This is a genomic window from Bacillus sp. FMQ74, assembly GCF_001875785.1.
Lineage (GTDB): Bacteria > Bacillota > Bacilli > Bacillales > Bacillaceae > Bacillus > Bacillus stercoris.
Genome location: NZ_MOEO01000006.1, coordinates 118202 through 137000, shown reverse-complemented (window position 1 = coordinate 137000; position 18799 = coordinate 118202). Strand labels below are relative to the sequence as shown.

At 43.5% G+C, this 18799-nt stretch carries 15 protein-coding genes and 1 pseudogene; 8 read left to right on the top strand and 8 right to left on the bottom strand.

The genetic code is table 11. The features are described 5' to 3' along the window. Positions 1-71 precede the first annotated feature (71 nt). Together BLL41_RS13290 and BLL41_RS13285 are read right to left on the bottom strand one after the other, a co-directional pair. Positions 72-992 (bottom strand): DUF5655 domain-containing protein, encoded by a 921-nt coding sequence (locus BLL41_RS13290; protein WP_071578195.1) that lies wholly within the window; start codon positions 990-992, stop codon positions 72-74. A gap of 13 nt (positions 993-1005) precedes the next feature. Continuing rightward, positions 1006-1344: a hypothetical protein gene (locus tag BLL41_RS13285; protein WP_059335966.1), complete on the bottom strand. Its 339-nt coding sequence runs from the start codon at positions 1342-1344 to the stop codon at positions 1006-1008. Positions 1345-1510: 166 nt separating this feature from the next. Between BLL41_RS13285 and BLL41_RS13280 the strand changes: the two genes are divergently transcribed. From BLL41_RS13280 to BLL41_RS13260, 5 genes are all read left to right on the top strand, one after another. Further along, positions 1511-3280, top strand: coding sequence for a ribonuclease YeeF family protein (locus BLL41_RS13280; RefSeq protein ID WP_071578194.1), 1770 nt, complete (start codon positions 1511-1513; stop codon positions 3278-3280). A 6-nt stretch (positions 3281-3286) separates the two neighbouring features. Further along, entirely contained in the window at positions 3287-3592 is a 306-nt protein-coding gene (locus tag BLL41_RS13275; protein WP_021481282.1) for a hypothetical protein, read from the top strand. 76 nt (positions 3593-3668) lie between these two features. Beyond that, positions 3669-3974, top strand: a complete 306-nt coding sequence (locus BLL41_RS13270) for a hypothetical protein (protein WP_071578193.1) — start codon at positions 3669-3671, stop codon at positions 3972-3974. Positions 3975-4163: 189 nt separating this feature from the next. Beyond that, on the top strand, positions 4164-5291 hold the full coding sequence (locus BLL41_RS13265; protein WP_083428008.1) for a response regulator aspartate phosphatase: 1128 nt from the start codon (positions 4164-4166) through the stop codon (positions 5289-5291). Next, a complete protein-coding gene (locus BLL41_RS13260) occupies positions 5281-5478 on the top strand; it encodes a hypothetical protein (protein ID WP_071578191.1) in 198 nt (65 codons plus the stop codon). Before BLL41_RS13265 ends, BLL41_RS13260 begins: the two co-directional genes overlap by 11 nt. A gap of 453 nt (positions 5479-5931) precedes the next feature. On the opposite strand, the gene rlmD is transcribed toward BLL41_RS13260, so the two are convergent. The 3 genes from rlmD to srfP all read right to left on the bottom strand — a co-directional run bounded on the left by rlmD (position 5932) and on the right by srfP (position 11848). Next, positions 5932-7317, bottom strand: a complete 1386-nt coding sequence (gene rlmD / locus BLL41_RS13250; RefSeq protein WP_071578189.1) for a 23S rRNA (uracil(1939)-C(5))-methyltransferase RlmD — start codon at positions 7315-7317, stop codon at positions 5932-5934. A 309-nt stretch (positions 7318-7626) separates the two neighbouring features. Next, positions 7627-8538, bottom strand: a complete 912-nt coding sequence (locus BLL41_RS13245) for a diacylglycerol kinase (RefSeq protein WP_003233894.1) — start codon at positions 8536-8538, stop codon at positions 7627-7629. A 151-nt stretch (positions 8539-8689) separates the two neighbouring features. Further along, entirely contained in the window at positions 8690-11848 is a 3159-nt protein-coding gene (gene srfP / locus BLL41_RS13240) for a surfactin resistance protein SrfP (RefSeq protein ID WP_071578188.1), read from the bottom strand. Between the two features lie 130 nt (positions 11849-11978). On the opposite strand from srfP, the pseudogene BLL41_RS13235 reads away from it, so the two are divergent. Continuing rightward, positions 11979-12846, top strand: a pseudogene (locus BLL41_RS13235) (TetR/AcrR family transcriptional regulator); the annotation flags it as partial. Positions 12847-12861: 15 nt separating this feature from the next. Here the strand turns inward: BLL41_RS13235 and gatB are convergent. From gatB to gatC, 3 genes are read right to left on the bottom strand one after another with little or no spacing between them, the layout of a single operon-like run. After that, positions 12862-14292, bottom strand: coding sequence for an Asp-tRNA(Asn)/Glu-tRNA(Gln) amidotransferase subunit GatB (gene gatB / locus BLL41_RS13230; RefSeq protein WP_003219444.1), 1431 nt, complete (start codon positions 14290-14292; stop codon positions 12862-12864). 13 nt (positions 14293-14305) lie between these two features. Beyond that, positions 14306-15763 carry an Asp-tRNA(Asn)/Glu-tRNA(Gln) amidotransferase subunit GatA gene (gene gatA, locus BLL41_RS13225; protein WP_071578186.1) on the bottom strand — a complete coding sequence of 486 codons (1458 nt, stop codon included), beginning with the start codon at positions 15761-15763 and terminating at the stop codon, positions 14306-14308. Positions 15764-15778: 15 nt separating this feature from the next. Further along, positions 15779-16069 carry an Asp-tRNA(Asn)/Glu-tRNA(Gln) amidotransferase subunit GatC gene (gene gatC / locus BLL41_RS13220; RefSeq protein WP_003219442.1) on the bottom strand — a complete coding sequence of 97 codons (291 nt, stop codon included), beginning with the start codon at positions 16067-16069 and terminating at the stop codon, positions 15779-15781. 413 nt (positions 16070-16482) lie between these two features. On the opposite strand from gatC, the gene opuE reads away from it, so the two are divergent. Further along, positions 16483-17961, top strand: coding sequence for a proline transporter OpuE (gene opuE, locus BLL41_RS13215; RefSeq protein WP_071578185.1), 1479 nt, complete (start codon positions 16483-16485; stop codon positions 17959-17961). A 106-nt stretch (positions 17962-18067) separates the two neighbouring features. Then, a complete protein-coding gene (locus BLL41_RS13210) occupies positions 18068-18766 on the top strand; it encodes an MgtC/SapB family protein (protein ID WP_083428007.1) in 699 nt (232 codons plus the stop codon). Positions 18767-18799: the final 33 nt, after the last annotated feature.

Genomic DNA, 18799 nt, shown 5'->3' with positions numbered 1-18799 from the left:
AGCAGAAAGAGACTGAAATGAATTCTTCTTTAGCTATGCCACAATAAAAAAGAACTTCTCAATGGAAGTTCTCACTTATTTTTCTCATAGGATTGTTTGATCAACCCCATAATATATTCAATGTTTTCGTCATCTTTTATGAAAATCTCATAGTCGCCATTTCCCCAATGGCCGGTCTCAGAGACATCTCGCATTCTCTCATCAGGATCATGCAATTCACCCTTTTTCATATTCACCCACAGCTTAAGTCCACTTTTTAAAAGTAGAATATCAACGAAGTTTCGCTTATTAGATGTAAACGCAACATAAAGCTTCGTCGGTTTGATTGATATATGATCGTCCAAGTTTAAAATGAACTCCTTTAGCTGCTGATAAAGCTCTACGATGTCAAACGGCTTATCTGCAAGGTGATCCTCTTCAGAAAACACTTTAATTTCTTTGCTGACCTCTTGAATGGTTTCACTTTGCTTCGAAATGGTCTTAATCGACTCGGAGACGCCATCAGCCTTCATTTGATTCAACTGGATCAGATCATTTTCGTATCTTTTCATCTCCCATAATTCAATTGGCAGATCTTTAAAATGGATCGATTGCTTTTGATACACCGTAAAAACAGGAGATATAAAAATCACCTTCGACTGCGACCAGTCCACGTCATCCCGCTTTAACGGACAATCATGATTTTCATTGTACTCAAGAATAAAATCAGCTTTATGATTGAGCATTGCCGCTAAATAGGCGTAGCCCTGGTCAACAACACTGAAGTTCTTCGTATTTTTATACTCGATAATTACAAAAGCACTTGTCTCATCATCAAATGCTAACGTATCAATGCGAAAATTATTAATTCTGAATTCGGATTTTACAAACCTGAGACCTAACATTTCCTGAAGATTATTCTCACATAAATCCTGCATCTCTTTTTCTTTTTTAAACGGTTTCTCTCGAATATCTTCTAGCTGATTTTGGTTATTTACTTTATAGAGATACATGCTATAGCTCCTTTTATTTTACTAGTTCCATTAAGGTTTCTAAGGATAGACTCGAAACCGGATTTTGCGTTTTTGTTTTCAGTGTACTGCCAATTAAATAAGAATAGTCACGGCACTCTGCCAATTGAAACCGGACTCTATTATTCGTTTTAGTGATTTTTGCAGGTTCATCAGATTCCCAAGCGTCAACGATCTTGTAAACATTTAAAATCACACCGCTCCGAACAACAATTGCCCGTTTACATTCCTTTGCTCTGGACAATTTCATATCCCAGTTCCCGCAGGCGCGGTTCGTTAGCGTGTCGCCTTTTTGAATATCCTTGATCTTTATGATTAAGAAATCTTTATCCAAATGAGCTCTTCCCCTTTTTATTGATCTATCATCATCATATCAAAACCGTGCACTTAGACACATGCCAAATGACTCATTTTTCCACCAAAACACGTTCTCACACCCACCATCATCCCACCCCGTGGTAAAATTTTGATATTGAGTGAACAAAAGAAGGGAAATGGTCATGAAAGTATTTGAAGCGAAAACACTGCTTTCGGAAGCGACAGACCGTACAAAAGAGTACAAAGAACTAAGAACGCAAATGGTAAATTTGAGAAAAGCATTAAAAAGCGTCGCTGATCTCAGTGACAGTGAATTCTCAGGAAAAGGCGCCAGCAACATCAAAGCCTTCTACCACGACCACGTCGGCGTCACCGACCAATGGATCGACTACATCGACATGAAAATCGCATTTTTCAACAGCATCGCCGGAGCCGCCGAGGACAAAGGCCTCTCAGACGCATACATCGAAGAATCCTTCCTGGAGCACGAACTGGCAAATGCCAATAAAAAATCAAAATCCATCATGTCCGAACAGAAAAAAGCGATGAAAGACATCCTGAACGATATCGACGACATCCTCCCGCTCGACCTGTTTTCAACAGAAACCTTCAAAGACGAGCTGGCCGATGCCAACGACAAACGCAAAAAAACACTGGAAAAATTGGACGCCTTGGACGAAGACCTGAAAACAGAATACGCCCTGTCGGAGCCAAATGAACAATTCATCAAGTCCGATTTCCAAAAGCTCCAAGAAGCAACGGGCAAAGGCAAAAACGCTACACCCATCCACTACAACGCAAAGGCGTACCGTGAGAGTGACATACATAAGAAAAAAGGCGACATTGAAAAGCGGACTGAGGCTTACTTGAAGATTAAGAAAGAGGAAGCGAAGGAACGCGAGATTGAAAAATTGAAGAAAAAGCTTGCGGATGGTGTATCTGACCCTGATGAATATTTAGAAATTGCGAAGAAGATTGGGTATGAGAACCTTGAGCCTGCACAGTTACAGTATGTGGTGCAACTTGAGCAAGCAAAACAGCTGAAGGCTGCCGGTGAAAGTGTGATCAATGCCGGTAAGACAGTAATTGATTTCGTCGATGGAGTTAATGATGGAATTGACGATGTGATTGACGATACGATATATGGCGTCAAAGACTTGGTCGTGGGCACATGGGAATTTTCGCAGCTCCCTACCGAACTTAAACTGACAAAAACAATTACAACAGTTTTGAGCGTACCTTCTTATTCAAAAATTATCTGGACAAACCTCGCCGACTCATGGAATGATAAAATGGTAAATGGCGATGCTTACGAAAAAGGGCATTATATCAGTTATGTAATAGGAAATATCGTTGGCCCAAAAGGTGCAGGTGCCGCAGTGCAAACGACTACCAAGCTTTCTAAGGTAGGTAAAGTGGTTGAAGGTGGAACAGTAGCAACTCATGTGAAGACAGGGGTCAAAAAAACAAACGATTTCTTCAGTTCACTCATAACAGATAAAAAACAACTAGCTTTGGTCGGCATTGCTCAAGATATAGAAAATACACATAACGTGAAGAATACATCATTACTCAAAAAGGCAATTGAAGAAAAAAGTAATCTTCACATGAAATCTGAAACATCTAATTCTGGTAATTATACAGGTAATATCAAACCAGTAGCTAACATGGAAACGTTCTTTACTGAAATGGAATTTGGAACTTTAATTAAAGACTCTGTTACAAAAACAAAAATTAAATATGATGGTCAGTCAATTTATAAACTCACTAAAAAAATTGATAATGAATATCTAAAAAAGGGTTTTGGGATTTATCTAGATGGCATGCATAAGGACCATCTTGAAGTTATAGATAAAAAAGGGAAGGTAAAGTACGTTCTTAATCTAGACGGGACCATTAATATCGATAAAACCAAGAAAGCAACAGGCAGAACAATAAAAAACTGGAGATGAGAACATATGATAGAAAAATTAAAAACAATTTTAACTCACTTGGAAAATTTAAATAATCATGTTGGAGGTGAAATAATTTCTAAAGAGGAATTGAAAGAACAACACGAAAATTTACATGACTTCAAAAAATTAATTGAATCGTTAGATAAACTTTTAGAAGAAAGCAAAACTGTAGATTATAATAACCCCGATTCGATTGATAATAACTTAATGAATATTCACAAACTAATGACTTCATTTGAATGGCATTTTTCAGAAATCGATGATTTAACTGTAACTCTGTTCAAAAATTACAAAGATTCATTAGGTTAATAAATATTTTTTATGATCCCCTTAATCTCAAGGGGATTTTTGTCTCTTACATATATTGAATATAAGGAGCATCACCTTGACAGTAAGAAAAGAATTAATAAAACAAACAAATTTAACAATCACTGTAATAAAAACAACAAATCAAAAGAATCCAACTCCAATGGTGAAAAACATATTAAAAAGATATGAAGAGGCAAAAGAATTTATCCTTCAATCATCGGATGGAAAATTCGAAGAAGACCTCTCTAAAATTAGAAATAAACTAGACACTCTGACGAGAGCATATCTAGAATCAGCTAACGACTACATGAATCCGATGCTCAAAGAAATGCATAAGACAGAAAAACTGCTAAAAGAGTATGACGAAACTACTCAGTCGTAATAACCGCAATCCTAACTTCACGAATTGAGTTTCCGCTAACCTTCACACAACCAAATATAACGCAAAACACCCAAACTCCCTTTTGCGGACAGCACCGAAAATTTTTTTTGCGGTCGCTCAACCCCTTCCTATTAAATTTCAGTATTGATAAAATTTACATAATTAGTGAGAAGAGGAAGGATGAGAAGTTTGAGCACGATTTCGTCTCCGCACGTTGGGATGAAAATTAATGAGTGGAACCGGCATATTCAAAAGTTTAATGTGACTGACGCTGAAATGCTTAAAACTGAGATCGAACGGGACATTGACATCATGGAAGAAGACCAAGACCTCTTGATTTACTATCAGCTCATTACATTTCGCCATCAGCTTATGATTGACTATGTGATTCCATCTGAAGGAAACCAAATGGAGTTATCAGAATATTTAAAGAGAATTGAAGGCAGCAACAGGAAAATGGAGAAGCTCGTTGAATACTACTATTACTTTTTTCAAGGAATGTATGAATTCAAAGAGGGCAATTTCTTAAGTGCCATTACATTCTATCAAAAAACGGAAAATACAATTCCTTATATTTCGGATGAAATCGAGCGGGCGGAATTTTATTTTAAAATGGCTGAAGTGTTTTATCATATGAAACAAACCCACGTATCCATGCACTATTCTTCTCAGGCGTATAACATTTATAAAACGCACGACCTTTACTCAGTCCGCCGCATACAATGCCATTTTGTAATCGCAGGAAACTACGACGATTTAGAAAGTCATGAAAAGGCACTCCCTCACCTCGAACAGGCACTAAAAGGCGCACGGCTGCTTGAAAGCAAAAACAAGCGGATTTACGGCCAAGCTTTATTCAATATCGGAAATTGTTATCTTAAAATGGGCGAATTGACGAAAGCAGCAAAATACATGGAGAATTCGATACTCCAATTTAAAAAATCAAATTTCAACAACTTGACACAAGCTTACCACGATTTAGCCTTAATTTATTTTCTTCAACGTAAACAAGAACAGGCAATGGATTGTTTCAGAAAAGGCGTACGCTTCGCATGTAAATTCGACGATGGCCTATTTAAAATTATGTTTGAAGGATTACAGGCGCTGTTTGTCAAAAAAGGAGAAGCGTCCATTTTATTAAATGTTTTCAACAAATTAGAGACATCCCAAGGATATCCTTATATGGAAGAATTGGCATTATTAGCCGCAAAGTTTTATACTGAAATTGGGCAGATGGATGATTCTGTTATCTGTTTCAAAAAGATGGTTCATGCCCGCAAACAAATTCAGAGAGGGGATTGTTTGTATGAAATTTAAACTGACGTTGTGCGCTGTAGTTGCTTTGATCGGTGTAAGCTTTATCAGTTCTTCCTTAGGAAATGAAGTAAATGTGGCATCCAGAAACATGACAAGCAAAGCTGCAAACGATTCAACGAACTCCCTAACAGACAAAGCCATCTTTGATAAGGACATGACGATTGCAGAAAACGGAACGCTTGGTTAAGAACGAGACGCAGCTTAGGCTGCGTCTCGTTTTCTGAAGAAATAGGTGACAAGGTGATAGAATGTTATGTTCAGACCGAACAAAAGCCTAAAAAAACAAGATAGGTGGAAGTAATGTATAACCAATTAAGAAAAATCGTAAACCTCTTAGAAAAAATAAATAGCCACGGTCAAACAAATATACTTTCTGTTGAATTCGAGGAACAACAAGACAATCTAATTGACTTGTCTACAATAATAAACGATATGGATAATCTTCTAAAAAAGAGTAAACGCATTGATCTTAACAATGTTCAAGATGCTATCAACTTCTGCTTGAAATCCACAAAACGATGACCTCACTTGAGTGGCATATATGTGAAATTAGTGATCTAACTATAAAATTATTCAAGAAAAACCATGAAGTTTAGCCTTTCCATTTATAACAATCAAAAAAGGCAACAACCCCCAAGGGTTAGTTGCCTTCTCTAAGTTCAAGCACAGCCACACACTCCACATGATTCGTATGCGGAAACATATCCACAGGCTGCACTTCTCGCGTCTCATACCCGCCATCCTCAAGCACCCGCAAATCCCTCGCAAGCGTGCCAGGATTACATGACACATATACCACCCGCTTCGGTTTCATCTCCACAATCGTGCGCAGGAGGGCTTCGTCGCAGCCTTTTCTTGGCGGGTCGACGACCAGCGTATCAGCTGCAATGCCTTCTTCATACCATTTTGGTATCACGGTTTCCGCTTCTCCAACCGCGAACTCAGCGTTTGTGATGCCGTTTAATTCAGCGTTTCGTTTCGCATCTTCAATCGCTTCCGGCACAATTTCTACACCGTACACTTTTTTCGCTTGCTTCGCCAGAAATAGAGAAATCGTTCCGATGCCGCAGTATGCGTCGATGACGGTTTCTTCGCCTTTCAGCTCCGCGTACTCAAGCGCTTTGTCGTAGAGCACCTTTGTCTGCTCTGGGTTGACCTGATAGAACGATCTGGCGGAGATGGCGAATTTGACGTCTCCGATGAGGTCGTAGATGTATTCTTCGCCCCAGATGACGTTTGTTTCGTTGCCAAAAATGACGTTTGTTTTGTTCGGGTTGATGTTTTGCACGATGGATTTGACGTGCGGGAATTGCGCTGTGATGTCTTCGATGATCTTCGCTTTGTGCGGGAAGTCGTTTGTTCTTGTGATGAAGACGATCATCATTTCGCCTGTAACCACGCCGTATCTGACCATGATGTGGCGGAGCCAGCCTTTGTGGCGTTCTTCGTTGTAGGCTTTGACACCGTATTTGGCGCAAATGTCTTTGACAGCTTGGACGGCTTCGTCGTTTTTGGATTGCTGGATCAGACAGGCGCTCATGTCGATGATGTCATGGCTTCTTTGCTGATAAAATCCGGCGACAAGTCCGCCTTCCCGTTCTCCTACCGGCACCTGCGCTTTGTTTCTGTAGTTCCACGGGTCTTCCATGCCGAGAGTCGGGTGCACGGTGACGTTTGACAGGTCCAGCTTTCCGATGCGTTCTAAGACGTCTTTGACTTGTTTCTGTTTAAACAGGAGCTGGCCTTCGTAGGTCATGTGCTGTAGCTGGCAGCCTCCGCATTGTTTGTAAATCGGGCATGGGGCGTCGGTTCTGTGCGGACTTTCTTCCTTCAGCTCAATCAGGCGGCCGAAGGCGAACCCTTTTTTGACGCGGGTCACTTTGATTTGCGCTTTTTCCTCAGGCAGGGCGTTCGGAACGAAGATCGGAAAGCCCTGCACCTTAGCGACGCCCGCTCCTTCATGAGTCAAATCCTCAAACGTCACGTCGTAGTATTCATTTTTTTCTACTGGGGGTTTCATTTTCATCTATAATCACCTCTAGTTTTAAGCGAAAGAAAAACTTGGCCTATTCAAGCCAAGTTTCAGCGTGTAGGCAAACCTTCGCATTCGTTGTCAGGCCTGTGCTTCGGTGCTCACGTAAAAAGACCAGCGGCTAAAAACTAGAGCGTCCTGCTCAAACGCCGCTGTCACCGCATCCTGCGGAAGTACGCTCCAATGCTCGTCCTTCCTAGACTTCAAAGGTTTTCAATCACGCTGAAAAGATGACAAAATCCTAAAACGAAAACTGTTTTAGGATTTTGTCAACATTCTGAGCTTGGCTTACAAAGCCAAGTTTTAGTCATCCAGCTGTTCCGCTTTCTCCTTCGGCATGACGACGTGAATGTGTCGGTACAGATTCACGAATTCGCCCGGCAGCATGCCGCCGTACTCGCCGTCCAGGTTCAGCTGCATCTTTTCTGATACATTGACTTTCACGCGGTTCGCTTTTGTATAAATAATGTGCTGGTCGTTGATGTGTTCGCCGCGAAGCGCCATCGTGGCGACCCTGATAAATTCAGCAAGGTTTGCTTTCTTTAGTATCATCAAATCAAACATGCCGTCATTCAGGCTGGAATCCGGCGCGAGTTTTTCGAACCCGCCGACGGAGTTTGTCAGCGTGACCAAAAACAGCATGATTTCACCTTGAAACAGCTTGCCGTCATATTCAATCTCGACTTCTGTCGGACGAAGTGAAGGCAGCATTTCCATTCCTTTTAAATAATAAGCAAGCTGACCTAGCATTGTTTTGAGTTTGCTTGGCACGTCGTACGTCAGCTCCGTCAGACGGCCTCCTCCGGCGATATTGATAAAATATTGGCCGTTGACCTGTCCGATATCAATCGGGCGGGCGACGCCGTTAATGACCGTATCTGCCGCTTTTAAAATATCCTCTCGCGGAATGCCGAGCGCTCTGGCGAAGTCGTTCGTTGTGCCGACTGGAATCACACCGAGTGTCGGACGGTTGTCTAAAGGTGCAAGCCCGTTGACGACCTCATTAATCGTTCCGTCTCCGCCTGCCGCAATGATCAGGTCAAACTCACGCAATGCCGCTTCCTTGGCAGCGTGTGTAGCGTCTCCTGCGCATGTCGTCGCATGGGTGGAGGTTTCATAGCCGGCTTGTTCAAATTTTTGCAGGACCTGGGCAAGATGCTTTTTAAAGATCTCCCGTCCTGAAGTCGGATTGTATATTATGCGTGCACGTTTCATTATCTCATCATCCTACTTAAGAGTATCCGATCCATTTTTACACTAACAACCTTTAATTATACTATGAGTTAAAAAAATCGCAACAAAATGTACATAATCTTACAGGTGAAAACGCACAAAAGCCCCAGCAGAGCTGAGGCTTTTTGTTTTTTTACTCTTCTTCTGTTCCAGGTTTTTTCTTGCGGAACTTCGCCAATACTTCATATACGATTGGCACGATCAAGAGCGTCAGAAGCGTTGAACTGATCAAACCGCCGATAACCGTGACGCCGAGTCCTTTTGAAATGACCTGGCTTCCGCCTTCGAAGCCGAGGGCTAATGGAATCAAGGCGCCGATTGTCGCAATGGCTGTCATCAGGATCGGACGGAGTCGTGTAGAGCCGGCTTCCAAGAGCGCTTCTCTCGTAGACAGGCCTTCCGCTTCCTTATGAATCACACGGTCAATTAAGACAATGGCATTCGTGACAACGATACCGATCAGCATGAGCATACCGATCATTGCGTTCAGACTGATCGTTTCACCTGATACGTAAAGTCCGACCAGGGCACCGATGACTGTGAACGGCAATGAGAACAGAATCGCAAATGGCGCTAGTGCTCCGCCGAAGGTAATCACGAGCACAAGGTAAACGATCGCTATTGCTGCCAGCATCGCTAAACCGAGCTTCGTGAAGGAATCAGCGATATCCGCTGATACGCCGCCTGTGTCAATCGATACGTTATCAGGATGGTCAAGCTTATCGATTTTCTTCTGGATAGCAGCTGATACGGCTGTGACGTTGTCAGATGTAACCTCACCTGTGACATCTGCATAGACTTTTCCGTCACGTTTTGACACGGTATCTGATGTTGATCCTTCTTTCACTTTTGCCACATCGCCGATTTTGACTTCCTGGCCAGTCGCAGAAGTGATCTTTTTATTCTCTAAATCTTTCACACTCTTATACTCGTCTTTTTCTGTCTTAATGTTCACATCAAGCTCTTTGCCGTCTTTTTTCACAGTTGTGAGCGGTTCTTGTGATGTTTGTGACATTAAGGCTTGAGAAATTTGAGACGCAGTTAAACCGAGCTTGCTTAGTTTTTCCTGGTCAGCGACAAATGTGTACTCGTCATATGTGCTGGAAAGGCCTGAATTTACGTTTTTCAGATCCTTTTCATCTTTCATGATTTTTTCAATGTCTTTGACCGTGTCTTTAATGTCGTTTTCAGAATCGCCATACACATAGTATGTTAATTCGTTGTTATTGCCTGAAGAGCTGAAGTCCTGTGACTTCCATTCTCCGCGGTCAGATTGCTTTTGGATTTCCTTCAGGACGTTATCTTTTTCTTTATCAAAGTCAGGCGTGTCGCTTTCATATTTGATATAGAATAACGCACCGTTAGAATCTCCTCCGGCAAGCGGGCTGCCAGAGCCTAATGAATACTGAACCGTATCGACATGATTGCGGTCAAGCAGAATTTTTTCCGCTTTTTCAGCTTCATTTTCGGCTTCTTTTTTCGTTTCACCCGGTTCTGGGCTGTATGTGAGCTGCATCGTTTTTTCTTCCTCGGACGGCAGGTAGCTGGCACCGATTAGCGGTACGAGGAACAAGCTTCCAAGGAGCATCAGAACAGCAATGATAGACGTAATCCATTTGTGGCTCAGCGCCCAGTTCAATACTTTTTTATAGATGTTTGCAAGTCTGCCTGGTTTGTGTTCTTTCGCTTTAATCGGCGCGCCCGTTAATGATTTTTTGAACAGGCTGTGCGCGAGCATCGGCACAAGCGTGATCGAAATCACCAGGGATGCGGCAAGCGCAAAAACAATCGTTAAGGCAAATGGAATAAACAATTCACCGATTTGTCCGCCTACAAGTGCGAGCGGCAGGAATACCGCGATTGTCACGATCGTCGATGACATGATCGGTTTAAACATTTCCTTCGTCGCTTCACGAACCAAGGCTTTTCCGCGGAGCGGCTCGTCTTTGAGTCTCATGCGGCGATAAATGTTCTCGATGACAACGATGGAGTCATCGACTACACGTCCGATGGCAACGGTCATTGCGCCGAGCGTCATAATATTCAATGTGATATCAAGCTGCTGCAGCACAAGGAGTGCGATCAGCAATGATAATGGAATTGAAACAACTGAAATTAATGTTGATTTGATATCTCTTAAGAATAAGAGAATAATCACAATCGCAAAAATAGCACCGAATATGGCTTTGCTTAACATCGTGTCAACTGACTGTGTGATCGGCTCCGCCATGTCGAGAGTTGCGCTGTAATTAAAGCCTTTATGGTCTTCTTTGAACTTCTTCAGCTCAGCTTTGACATTGTCGGCAACCTCTACCGTATTCGCATCGTTTGCTTTGACGATGTTGATGCCGATGCTGTCTTTGCCATTTGTGCGTGAAACGGATTCAGCTTTTTTCACATCTTTAATTGTGGCAATGTCAGAAAGCTTGACCGTCGGCACTGCTGTGCTTGCGCTTTGCTGCGCCTGTGCTGCCGCTTGCGCGCTTTGAGCTGCTTGAGCACTCTGCGCACCCGCTTGAGATGCTGCGCTGCTTCCTGCACTTGAAGCAGATGCCGTCGGGATTCTCATATTCTTCAAATCTTTAATTGTTTCAATATCGCCGCTGACGACGACAGATTTTTCTTCATTTCCGAATGTGTACAATCCAAGCGGAGTTGTCACATCTGAACCTTGAATCACTTGCTTGACTGTATCTTCATCAAGGCCGTATTCCTTCAGTTTGTCTTCTTTGAAAGAGAATTCAACCTCTTCCACCTGCTGGCCTGATACTTGGACGGACGCAACGCCTTCTATGCCTTCAAGCTTAGAAACGAGGCTGTCCTCCACTTGTTTCGTCAGTTCTTGCAGGTTATCTTTATCACTGGACACGCTCAGCGTCAGAATCGGGAATGAGTTCAAGCTGTAGCGTGAAATCTCCGGATCCTTCGCGTCATCAGGCAGGTTGACGTTTTCTAACGCTTCAGCTGCTTCTGTTTTCGCTTTGTCCATGTCTTTCTCATAATCATATTCAATCATGACCGACGATGCGTTTTCATAGGACGTCGACGTCACAACGCTGACACCGTCCAAGTTCTGAACGGCTTGTTCAACCGGTTTGGTCACTTCATCAGCCACTTGGCTTGGTGTCGCACCCGGATATGTCGTGCTGATCGTCAAGTAAGGCATATTCACGTCAGGAATAGATTCTTGCTTCATATTCATACCCGCATACAAGCCGGCTGCCGTCACAATAATCGTCATCAGCCATACGGCGAATTTGTTTTTCAGAACGAAATTAATAACGTGATTCATCATATCCTCCATTACATTTTTATTGACTGACTGGTCATTCTATATAATACTAAACGTTATAACGCAACAACGTCAACTCATATACCAGAAAATTTTACTAAATTTTTCAAGGATTAAGGGGAAGCACGTCATGAATGAAAAAAAAGAGAAAATCATAAAAACCAGCATTCGTTTATTTGCGAAAAAAGGATTCGCAGCTACGACGATCCAGGAAATCGCCAGTGAATGCGGCATTTCGAAGGGCGCTTTTTATTTGCACTTCAAATCGAAAGAAGCGCTGCTGTTATCTGCCTGTGAATATTACATCGGTATGTCTATGAATAAAATGAAAGATATAGAGGAAGATCTCGCCGGAAAACCGCCTAAGGAAGTGTTAAAAAAGCAAATTGGCGCTCAATTTGAAGATTTTCGCGATCATAAAGATTTTATCGTTCTTTTGCTTACCGAAAATATCATTCCGGAAAATCAAGAAATCAAGCAATACTTTTACAAAGTAACCATGGAGACGGATAAGCTGTACCGAAACGCCTTGCTGGTATCCTATGGCAAAGGAATCGAGCGGTACGTTGCGGATCTGTCTATCATGGCAAGAGGCATTGTGCATTCCTATATGAATGTGATGGTATTTAACAGTGAGCTTAATATCGGCGCAGAGGAAATCTCAGCCTTTATCATCGAGAGACTGGATGATCTTGTACAGGGGCTGAGCCGTTCAAACCTCAATCCGATCGTGCCAAAAGACATTTTCAACCCGATGCCTGCGGGGAAAGACCAGCTGCTTGAGGACATTCAGAAAGTGAAAGAAAACAGCACGCTGCCCGAGGATATCACCGTGTCACTCGATGTGATCGAGGAAGAACTGGCTCAGGATAAACCGCGCAAGCCGATTATTAAAGGCATGCTGTCCAATTTGACCGGAACCAATAACGAAGAAGTTGAAAAGCTTCGCGCTCTGATCTCTGTCTTTATCTCCATTTAACCATAAAAAGCAGCCCCTGCGGGCTGCTTTTTTATTAGCGTTTTTTAATTTCTTCAAGCAGAATTTTGTTGACCATTGGCGGGTTGGCTTGTCCTTTGGACGCTTTCATAATCTGTCCGACCAGGAAGCCGATCGCACGGTCTTTTCCGTTTTTAAAGTCTTCGATTGATTGAGGATTGTTGTCAAGCGCCTCAGTGACAAGCTTCAGAAGCACGCCTTCGTCAGAAATCTGAACGAGGCCTTTCTCTTTTACAATTTTCTCAGCGTCGCCGCCTTTTTCAATCAATTCTTTAAACACTTTCTTCGCGATCTTAGAAGAAATAGTGCCTTTTTCAATCAATTTGATCATGCCGGCAAGGCCTTCAGGTGTCAAGGCAACGTCGGCAAGCTCTTTTTGCTCAGCGTTTAGGTAAGCTGACACTTCACCCATCAGCCAGTTAGACGCTTGTTTGGCTTCAGCGCCTTTTTGAACGGTTTCTTCGAAGAAATCAGCCATTTCTTTTGTCAGCGTCAGAACCATCGCGTCATATGCAGGCAAGCCAAGCTCTTCGATATAACGCTTGCGGCGCTCGTCCGGAAGCTCAGGAATGCTTGCTTTTACGCGTTCCTTCCATTCATCATCAATGTAGAGCTCGACAAGGTCTGGCTCCGGGAAGTAACGGTAGTCGTCAGATCCCTCTTTGACACGCATGAGAATGGTTTTCTTCGTTGCTTCATCATAACGGCGCGTTTCCTGCTGGATGACGCCGCCTGAAAGAAGAACCTGCTCTTGGCGTTTTTCTTCATGCTCAAGGCCTTTTTGAACAAACGCAAAGGAGTTCAAGTTTTTCAATTCTGTTTTTGTGCCGAATTCCTCTTGGCCGATCGGACGAAGAGAGATATTGGCGTCACAGCGAAGTGAGCCTTCTTCCATTTTACAGTCGGAAACGCCTGTATATTGGATGATGGATTTCAGCTTTTCAAGATACGCGTACGCTTCTTCCGGCGTGCGGATGTCCGGCTCCGATACGATCTCAACAAGCGGCGTTCCCTGGCGGTTAAAGTCAACAAGAGAATAGCCGTCGCCTGTATGCGTCAGTTTTCCGGCATCCTCTTCAAGGTGAAGACGCGTGATGCCGATGCGTTTTGTTTTGCCGCCGACTTCAATTTCGATCCAGCCGTTTTCGCCGATTGGCTTATCAAATTGAGAAATCTGATACGCTTTCGGGTTGTCAGGATAGAAATAGTTTTTGCGGTCAAACTTCGTATCCGTTGCGATCTCACAGTTAAGCGCCATAGCGGCTTTCATTGCAAATTCAACGGCTTCTTTATTCAGGACAGGCAGGACACCCGGGTATCCGAGGTCAATGACGCTTGTCTGCGTATTCGCCTCCGCGCCGAATGGCGTTGGAGAACTTGAGAAAATTTTTGATTTTGTTTTTAACTCAACGTGGACTTCAAGTCCGATTACCGTTTCAAAGTTCAATTCTTTTCACCCCTTACAGTTCAGGTTTTGCTTTATGATGGTCTGTCGCTTGTTCAAATGCATGGGCAACACGGTATACAGTGCTTTCGTCAAAGTGTTTTCCGATGATTTGCAGGCCGAGCGGAAGTCCGTCTGCTAATCCGCATGGCACACTGATTCCCGGTACGCCGGCAAGGTTGACCGGAATCGTTAAGATATCGTTTGCGTACATTGTGAGCGGATCTTTCGTGTTTTCACCGATTTTAAACGCAGGTGTCGGTGTAGTCGGTCCGACAATGACATCATATTTCTCAAATACGTCTTCGAAATCTTTCTTAATCAACGTACGCACTTTTTGCGCTTTTTTGTAGTACGCATCGTAGTAGCCTGAGCTTAAAGCGAACGTTCCTAGCATAATGCGGCGTTTGACTTCATCGCCGAACCCTTCTGAACGTGTTTGCTTGTAAAGGTCGATCAGGTTGTCTGCGTTGTCTGTGCGGTAGCCGTAGCGGATGCCGTCAAAGCGTGCAAGGTTCGCTGACGCCTCAGAAGATGACAGCAGGTAATATGTCGCAAGCGCGTATTTACTGTGCGGAAGAGACACTTCTTCCCATGTAGCGCCGAGGCCTTCAAGGACTTTTAGCGCTGCCAGGACAGATTCTTTCGCTTCTTTGCCGACACCTTCACCAAGGTATTCTTTCGGAACGGCGATTTTCAGTCCTTTAATGTCGCCAGTTAATGAAGAAAGAAAATCAGGCACGTCCACATTGGCACTCGTGGAGTCCATTTTGTCTACGCCGGAAATCGCTTGAAGTAAAAATGCGTTATCCTCAACCGTACGGGTAATCGGACCGATTTGGTCTAATGAAGACGCAAATGCGACCAGTCCGTAACGGGATACACGTCCGTATGTAGGTTTTAATCCGACAACGCCGCAGAAAGATGCCGGCTGACGGATGGAGCCGCCTGTGTCAGATCCAAGAGAAAACGGAACTTCTCCCGCAGCAACCGCTGCCGCTGAACCGCCGCTTGAACCGCCGGGAACTGTTTCTAAGTTCCAAGGGTTTTTCGTCAGCTTGTAAGCTGAGTTTTCGGTAGATGATCCCATGGCGAATTCGTCCATGTTCAGTTTTCCGATTGTGACGGCTTCAGCGTCTTGAAGGCGTTGAACGACTGTAGCATCGTAGATCGGGTCGAAGTTTTCGAGAATTTTGCTGGAGCATGTTGTGCGCAGCCCTTTTGTTACGATATTATCTTTTACGCCGATCGGCATACCGAAAAGAAGACCATGCTCAGAACGGCCGTCAACCGCCTCATCGAGCTCCTTCGCGTATGCGCGCGCTCTTTCTTCATCTAATGCCAAAAAGGCTTGTACCTTATCATCAACCGCTTTGATGCGTTTATAAGATTCATCAACCAGATCAGAAATCTTAATCTCTTTTTTATGTATCAGCTGTTTTAATTCTGTGATTTTATGATCAAACAATGACATTCTTGTGTCCCTCCTTTAGTCCAGAATTGATGGCACACGAATATAGCCGTCTTTATGGTCAGGCGCATTTTTCATGACATCCTCAACCGGAAGACCTTTACCCGCTTCATCTTCTCTCATGACATTTTTCATTTTCAGCACGTGAGTTGTAGGCTCCACATTGTCTGTGTTGACCTCATTAAGCTCCTCGGCAAAGGAAATGATGCTGTCGAGCTGTTCAGTGAACATCTTTGCTTCTTCTTCAGTAATCGCAAGTCGTGCAAGGTGCGCAACGTGCTTTACTTCTTCTATTGAAATTCGTGACATATGATCCACCTCCACATATTTCTCCGTTAAGTCATATAATACTGATCATATCAAAAACAAGCCCTTTAAAGCAACAAAACGCCTTAAGACAGGCCTGTGTTTTCGAAACAATACCCTATATATTTTATACTAAAATGAGGCGAAGGAGAAACGAAATATTTTTCTGAATATTTTTACTTTAATTATTTTTTGAAAGCGTTTTATTATCTATTCCCTTCTAGGTTTGCAGCGGCATTTCCCGCTCATGATCAAGGTTTCATTGCTTGAATGGCCGGGAATACTTTGTTAGGTTAAGTTACCAAGTGCACCCACAAAAGAATTTCTTTTGTTTCGCACTTACGCCAGGCTGCTTAACTGGCACCATCAATTTGAGAGGTGATGCAACATTATTAGAAATGAAGAGAGGGTAAATCGTGAGTATTGAAATTATTGTATCTTTAGGAATTTACTTTACTGCCATGCTGTTAATCGGCTGGTACTCGTTTAAGAAAACAACTGATATCAACGATTACATGCTTGGAGGAAGAGGCCTCGGACCGTTTGTCACAGCTTTGTCTGCCGGAGCGGCGGATATGAGCGGGTGGATGCTGATGGGTGTTCCCGGCGCGATGTTTGCGACAGGGCTGTCAACCTTATGGCTTGCTTTAGGTCTTACAATCGGGGCGTACTCAAACTACTTGCTGCTGGCTCCAAGACTGCGAGCTTATACGGAAGCGGCAGATGACGCCATTACGATTCCTGATTTCTTTGATAAACGATTCCAGCATTCTTCATCACTGCTGAAAATCGTATCTGCTTTGGTTATCATGATCTTTTTCACATTATATACCTCTTCGGGTATGGTATCTGGCGGACGGCTGTTTGAATCTGCTTTTGGCGCGGATTACAAATTAGGCTTGTTTCTGACTACCGCAGTAGTCGTGTTATATACACTGTTTGGCGGTTTCCTTGCTGTCAGTCTGACTGACTTCGTGCAGGGTGCGATCATGTTTGCAGCACTAGTGCTTGTGCCGATCGTTGCTTTTACCCATGTGGGCGGCGTTACTCCAACTTTCCATGAAATCAGCGCTGTTAACCCACACTTATTGGATATCTTTAAAGGCGCGAGCGTCATTAGCATTATTTCCTATTTAGCCTGGGGCTTGGGCTACTACGGCCAGCCTCATATTATCGTCCGATTTATGGCCATTAAAAACATTAAAGATTTAAAGCCTGCGCGCAGAATCGGCATGAGCTGGATGATCATTTCAGTTCTCGGTTCCGTGCTGACAGGTTTGATCGGTGTTGCTTATGCCCATAAATTCGGAGTTGCTGTAAAAGATCCAGAGATGATATTCATTATCTTCTCTAAAATCTTGTTTCACCCTTTAATTACAGGATTCCTATTGTCAGCTATTTTAGCTGCGATCATGAGTTCCATCTCCTCACAGCTCTTGGTAACAGCAAGTGCTGTGACAGAGGATTTATACCGGACGTATTTCAGACGAAAGGCTTCCGATAAAGAATTGGTCATGATCGGGCGTCTGTCCGTATTAGTGATTGCTGTTATCGCGGTTCTCTTATCATTGAACCCGAGCAGCACCATTCTTGATTTAGTCGGATATGCTTGGGCCGGCTTCGGTTCAGCTTTCGGGCCTGCGATTCTGCTCAGCCTGTATTGGAAGCGGATGAACGAATGGGGCGCGCTTGCTTCAATGATTGTCGGGGCTGCGACCGTGTTGATCTGGATTACAACGGGCCTGGCAAAATCCACCGGCGTGTACGAAATCATCCCTGGGTTTATTCTCAGCATGATTGCCGGCATCCTTATCAGCATGATCACAAAACGTCCTGCAAAAGCCTCTTACCGATTATTCGGTGTCATGGAAAAGCTGTTAAAACGCAAAAAGTAAGCAATAAGCCATCAAGCGCAGCTTGGTGGCTTTTGTGCTCTTGTTTTGCTATAAATACTGTGAGAAAATCATATTTATTTAAAAACACCTTAGAAAAGGGGGAAGTTTGCTGTTGAGCTGGTATATTGATCCTGATATTTTATTAAAATTGGGCATTGCCACATTGATTGGCATGGTCATCGGGCTTGAACGCGAATTAAAAAATAAGCCGCTCGGATTAAAAACCTGTATCGTTATCGCCGTCAGCTCATGCATGCTGACGATCGTCAGTATTAATGCGGCATATCATTTCCCTAAATACTACCGCATCATGATGGACCCGCTTCGCCTGCCGGCACAAATCATCTCCGGCGTCGGATTTATCGGAGCCGGTGTCATCCTGCGAAAAAGCAATGATGTCATTTCCGGCCTGACGACATCGGCCATGATCTGGGGTGCAGCGGGGCTCGGGCTGGCAACGGGAGCCGGATTTTATAAAGAAGCGTTTGCCAGTCTTCTGTTCATCCTGATCAGCGTGGAATTTCTCCCATGGGTGGTCAGAAAAATCGGTCCCGACCGCCTGCAGGAAAAAGACATCCGCATCAGAATGTCACTTTCTGATAAAGACAAAATGACAGAGATTTTAAAAGAAATGAAAAGAAGAGATATCAAAGCACACTCCGTCCGGATCGACGACCTGGGCGAAAAGGATTTTCCAATTATGGAAGTGAAGGTCCGCATCCATAAAAACAGATACACGACCGATGTCTACTATGACATTAAAGCCATTGAAGGCGTAGTCGGCGTGAAGTGTGATACATTATAAAAGCCAATGGGACAGAATCCCATTGGCTTTTTG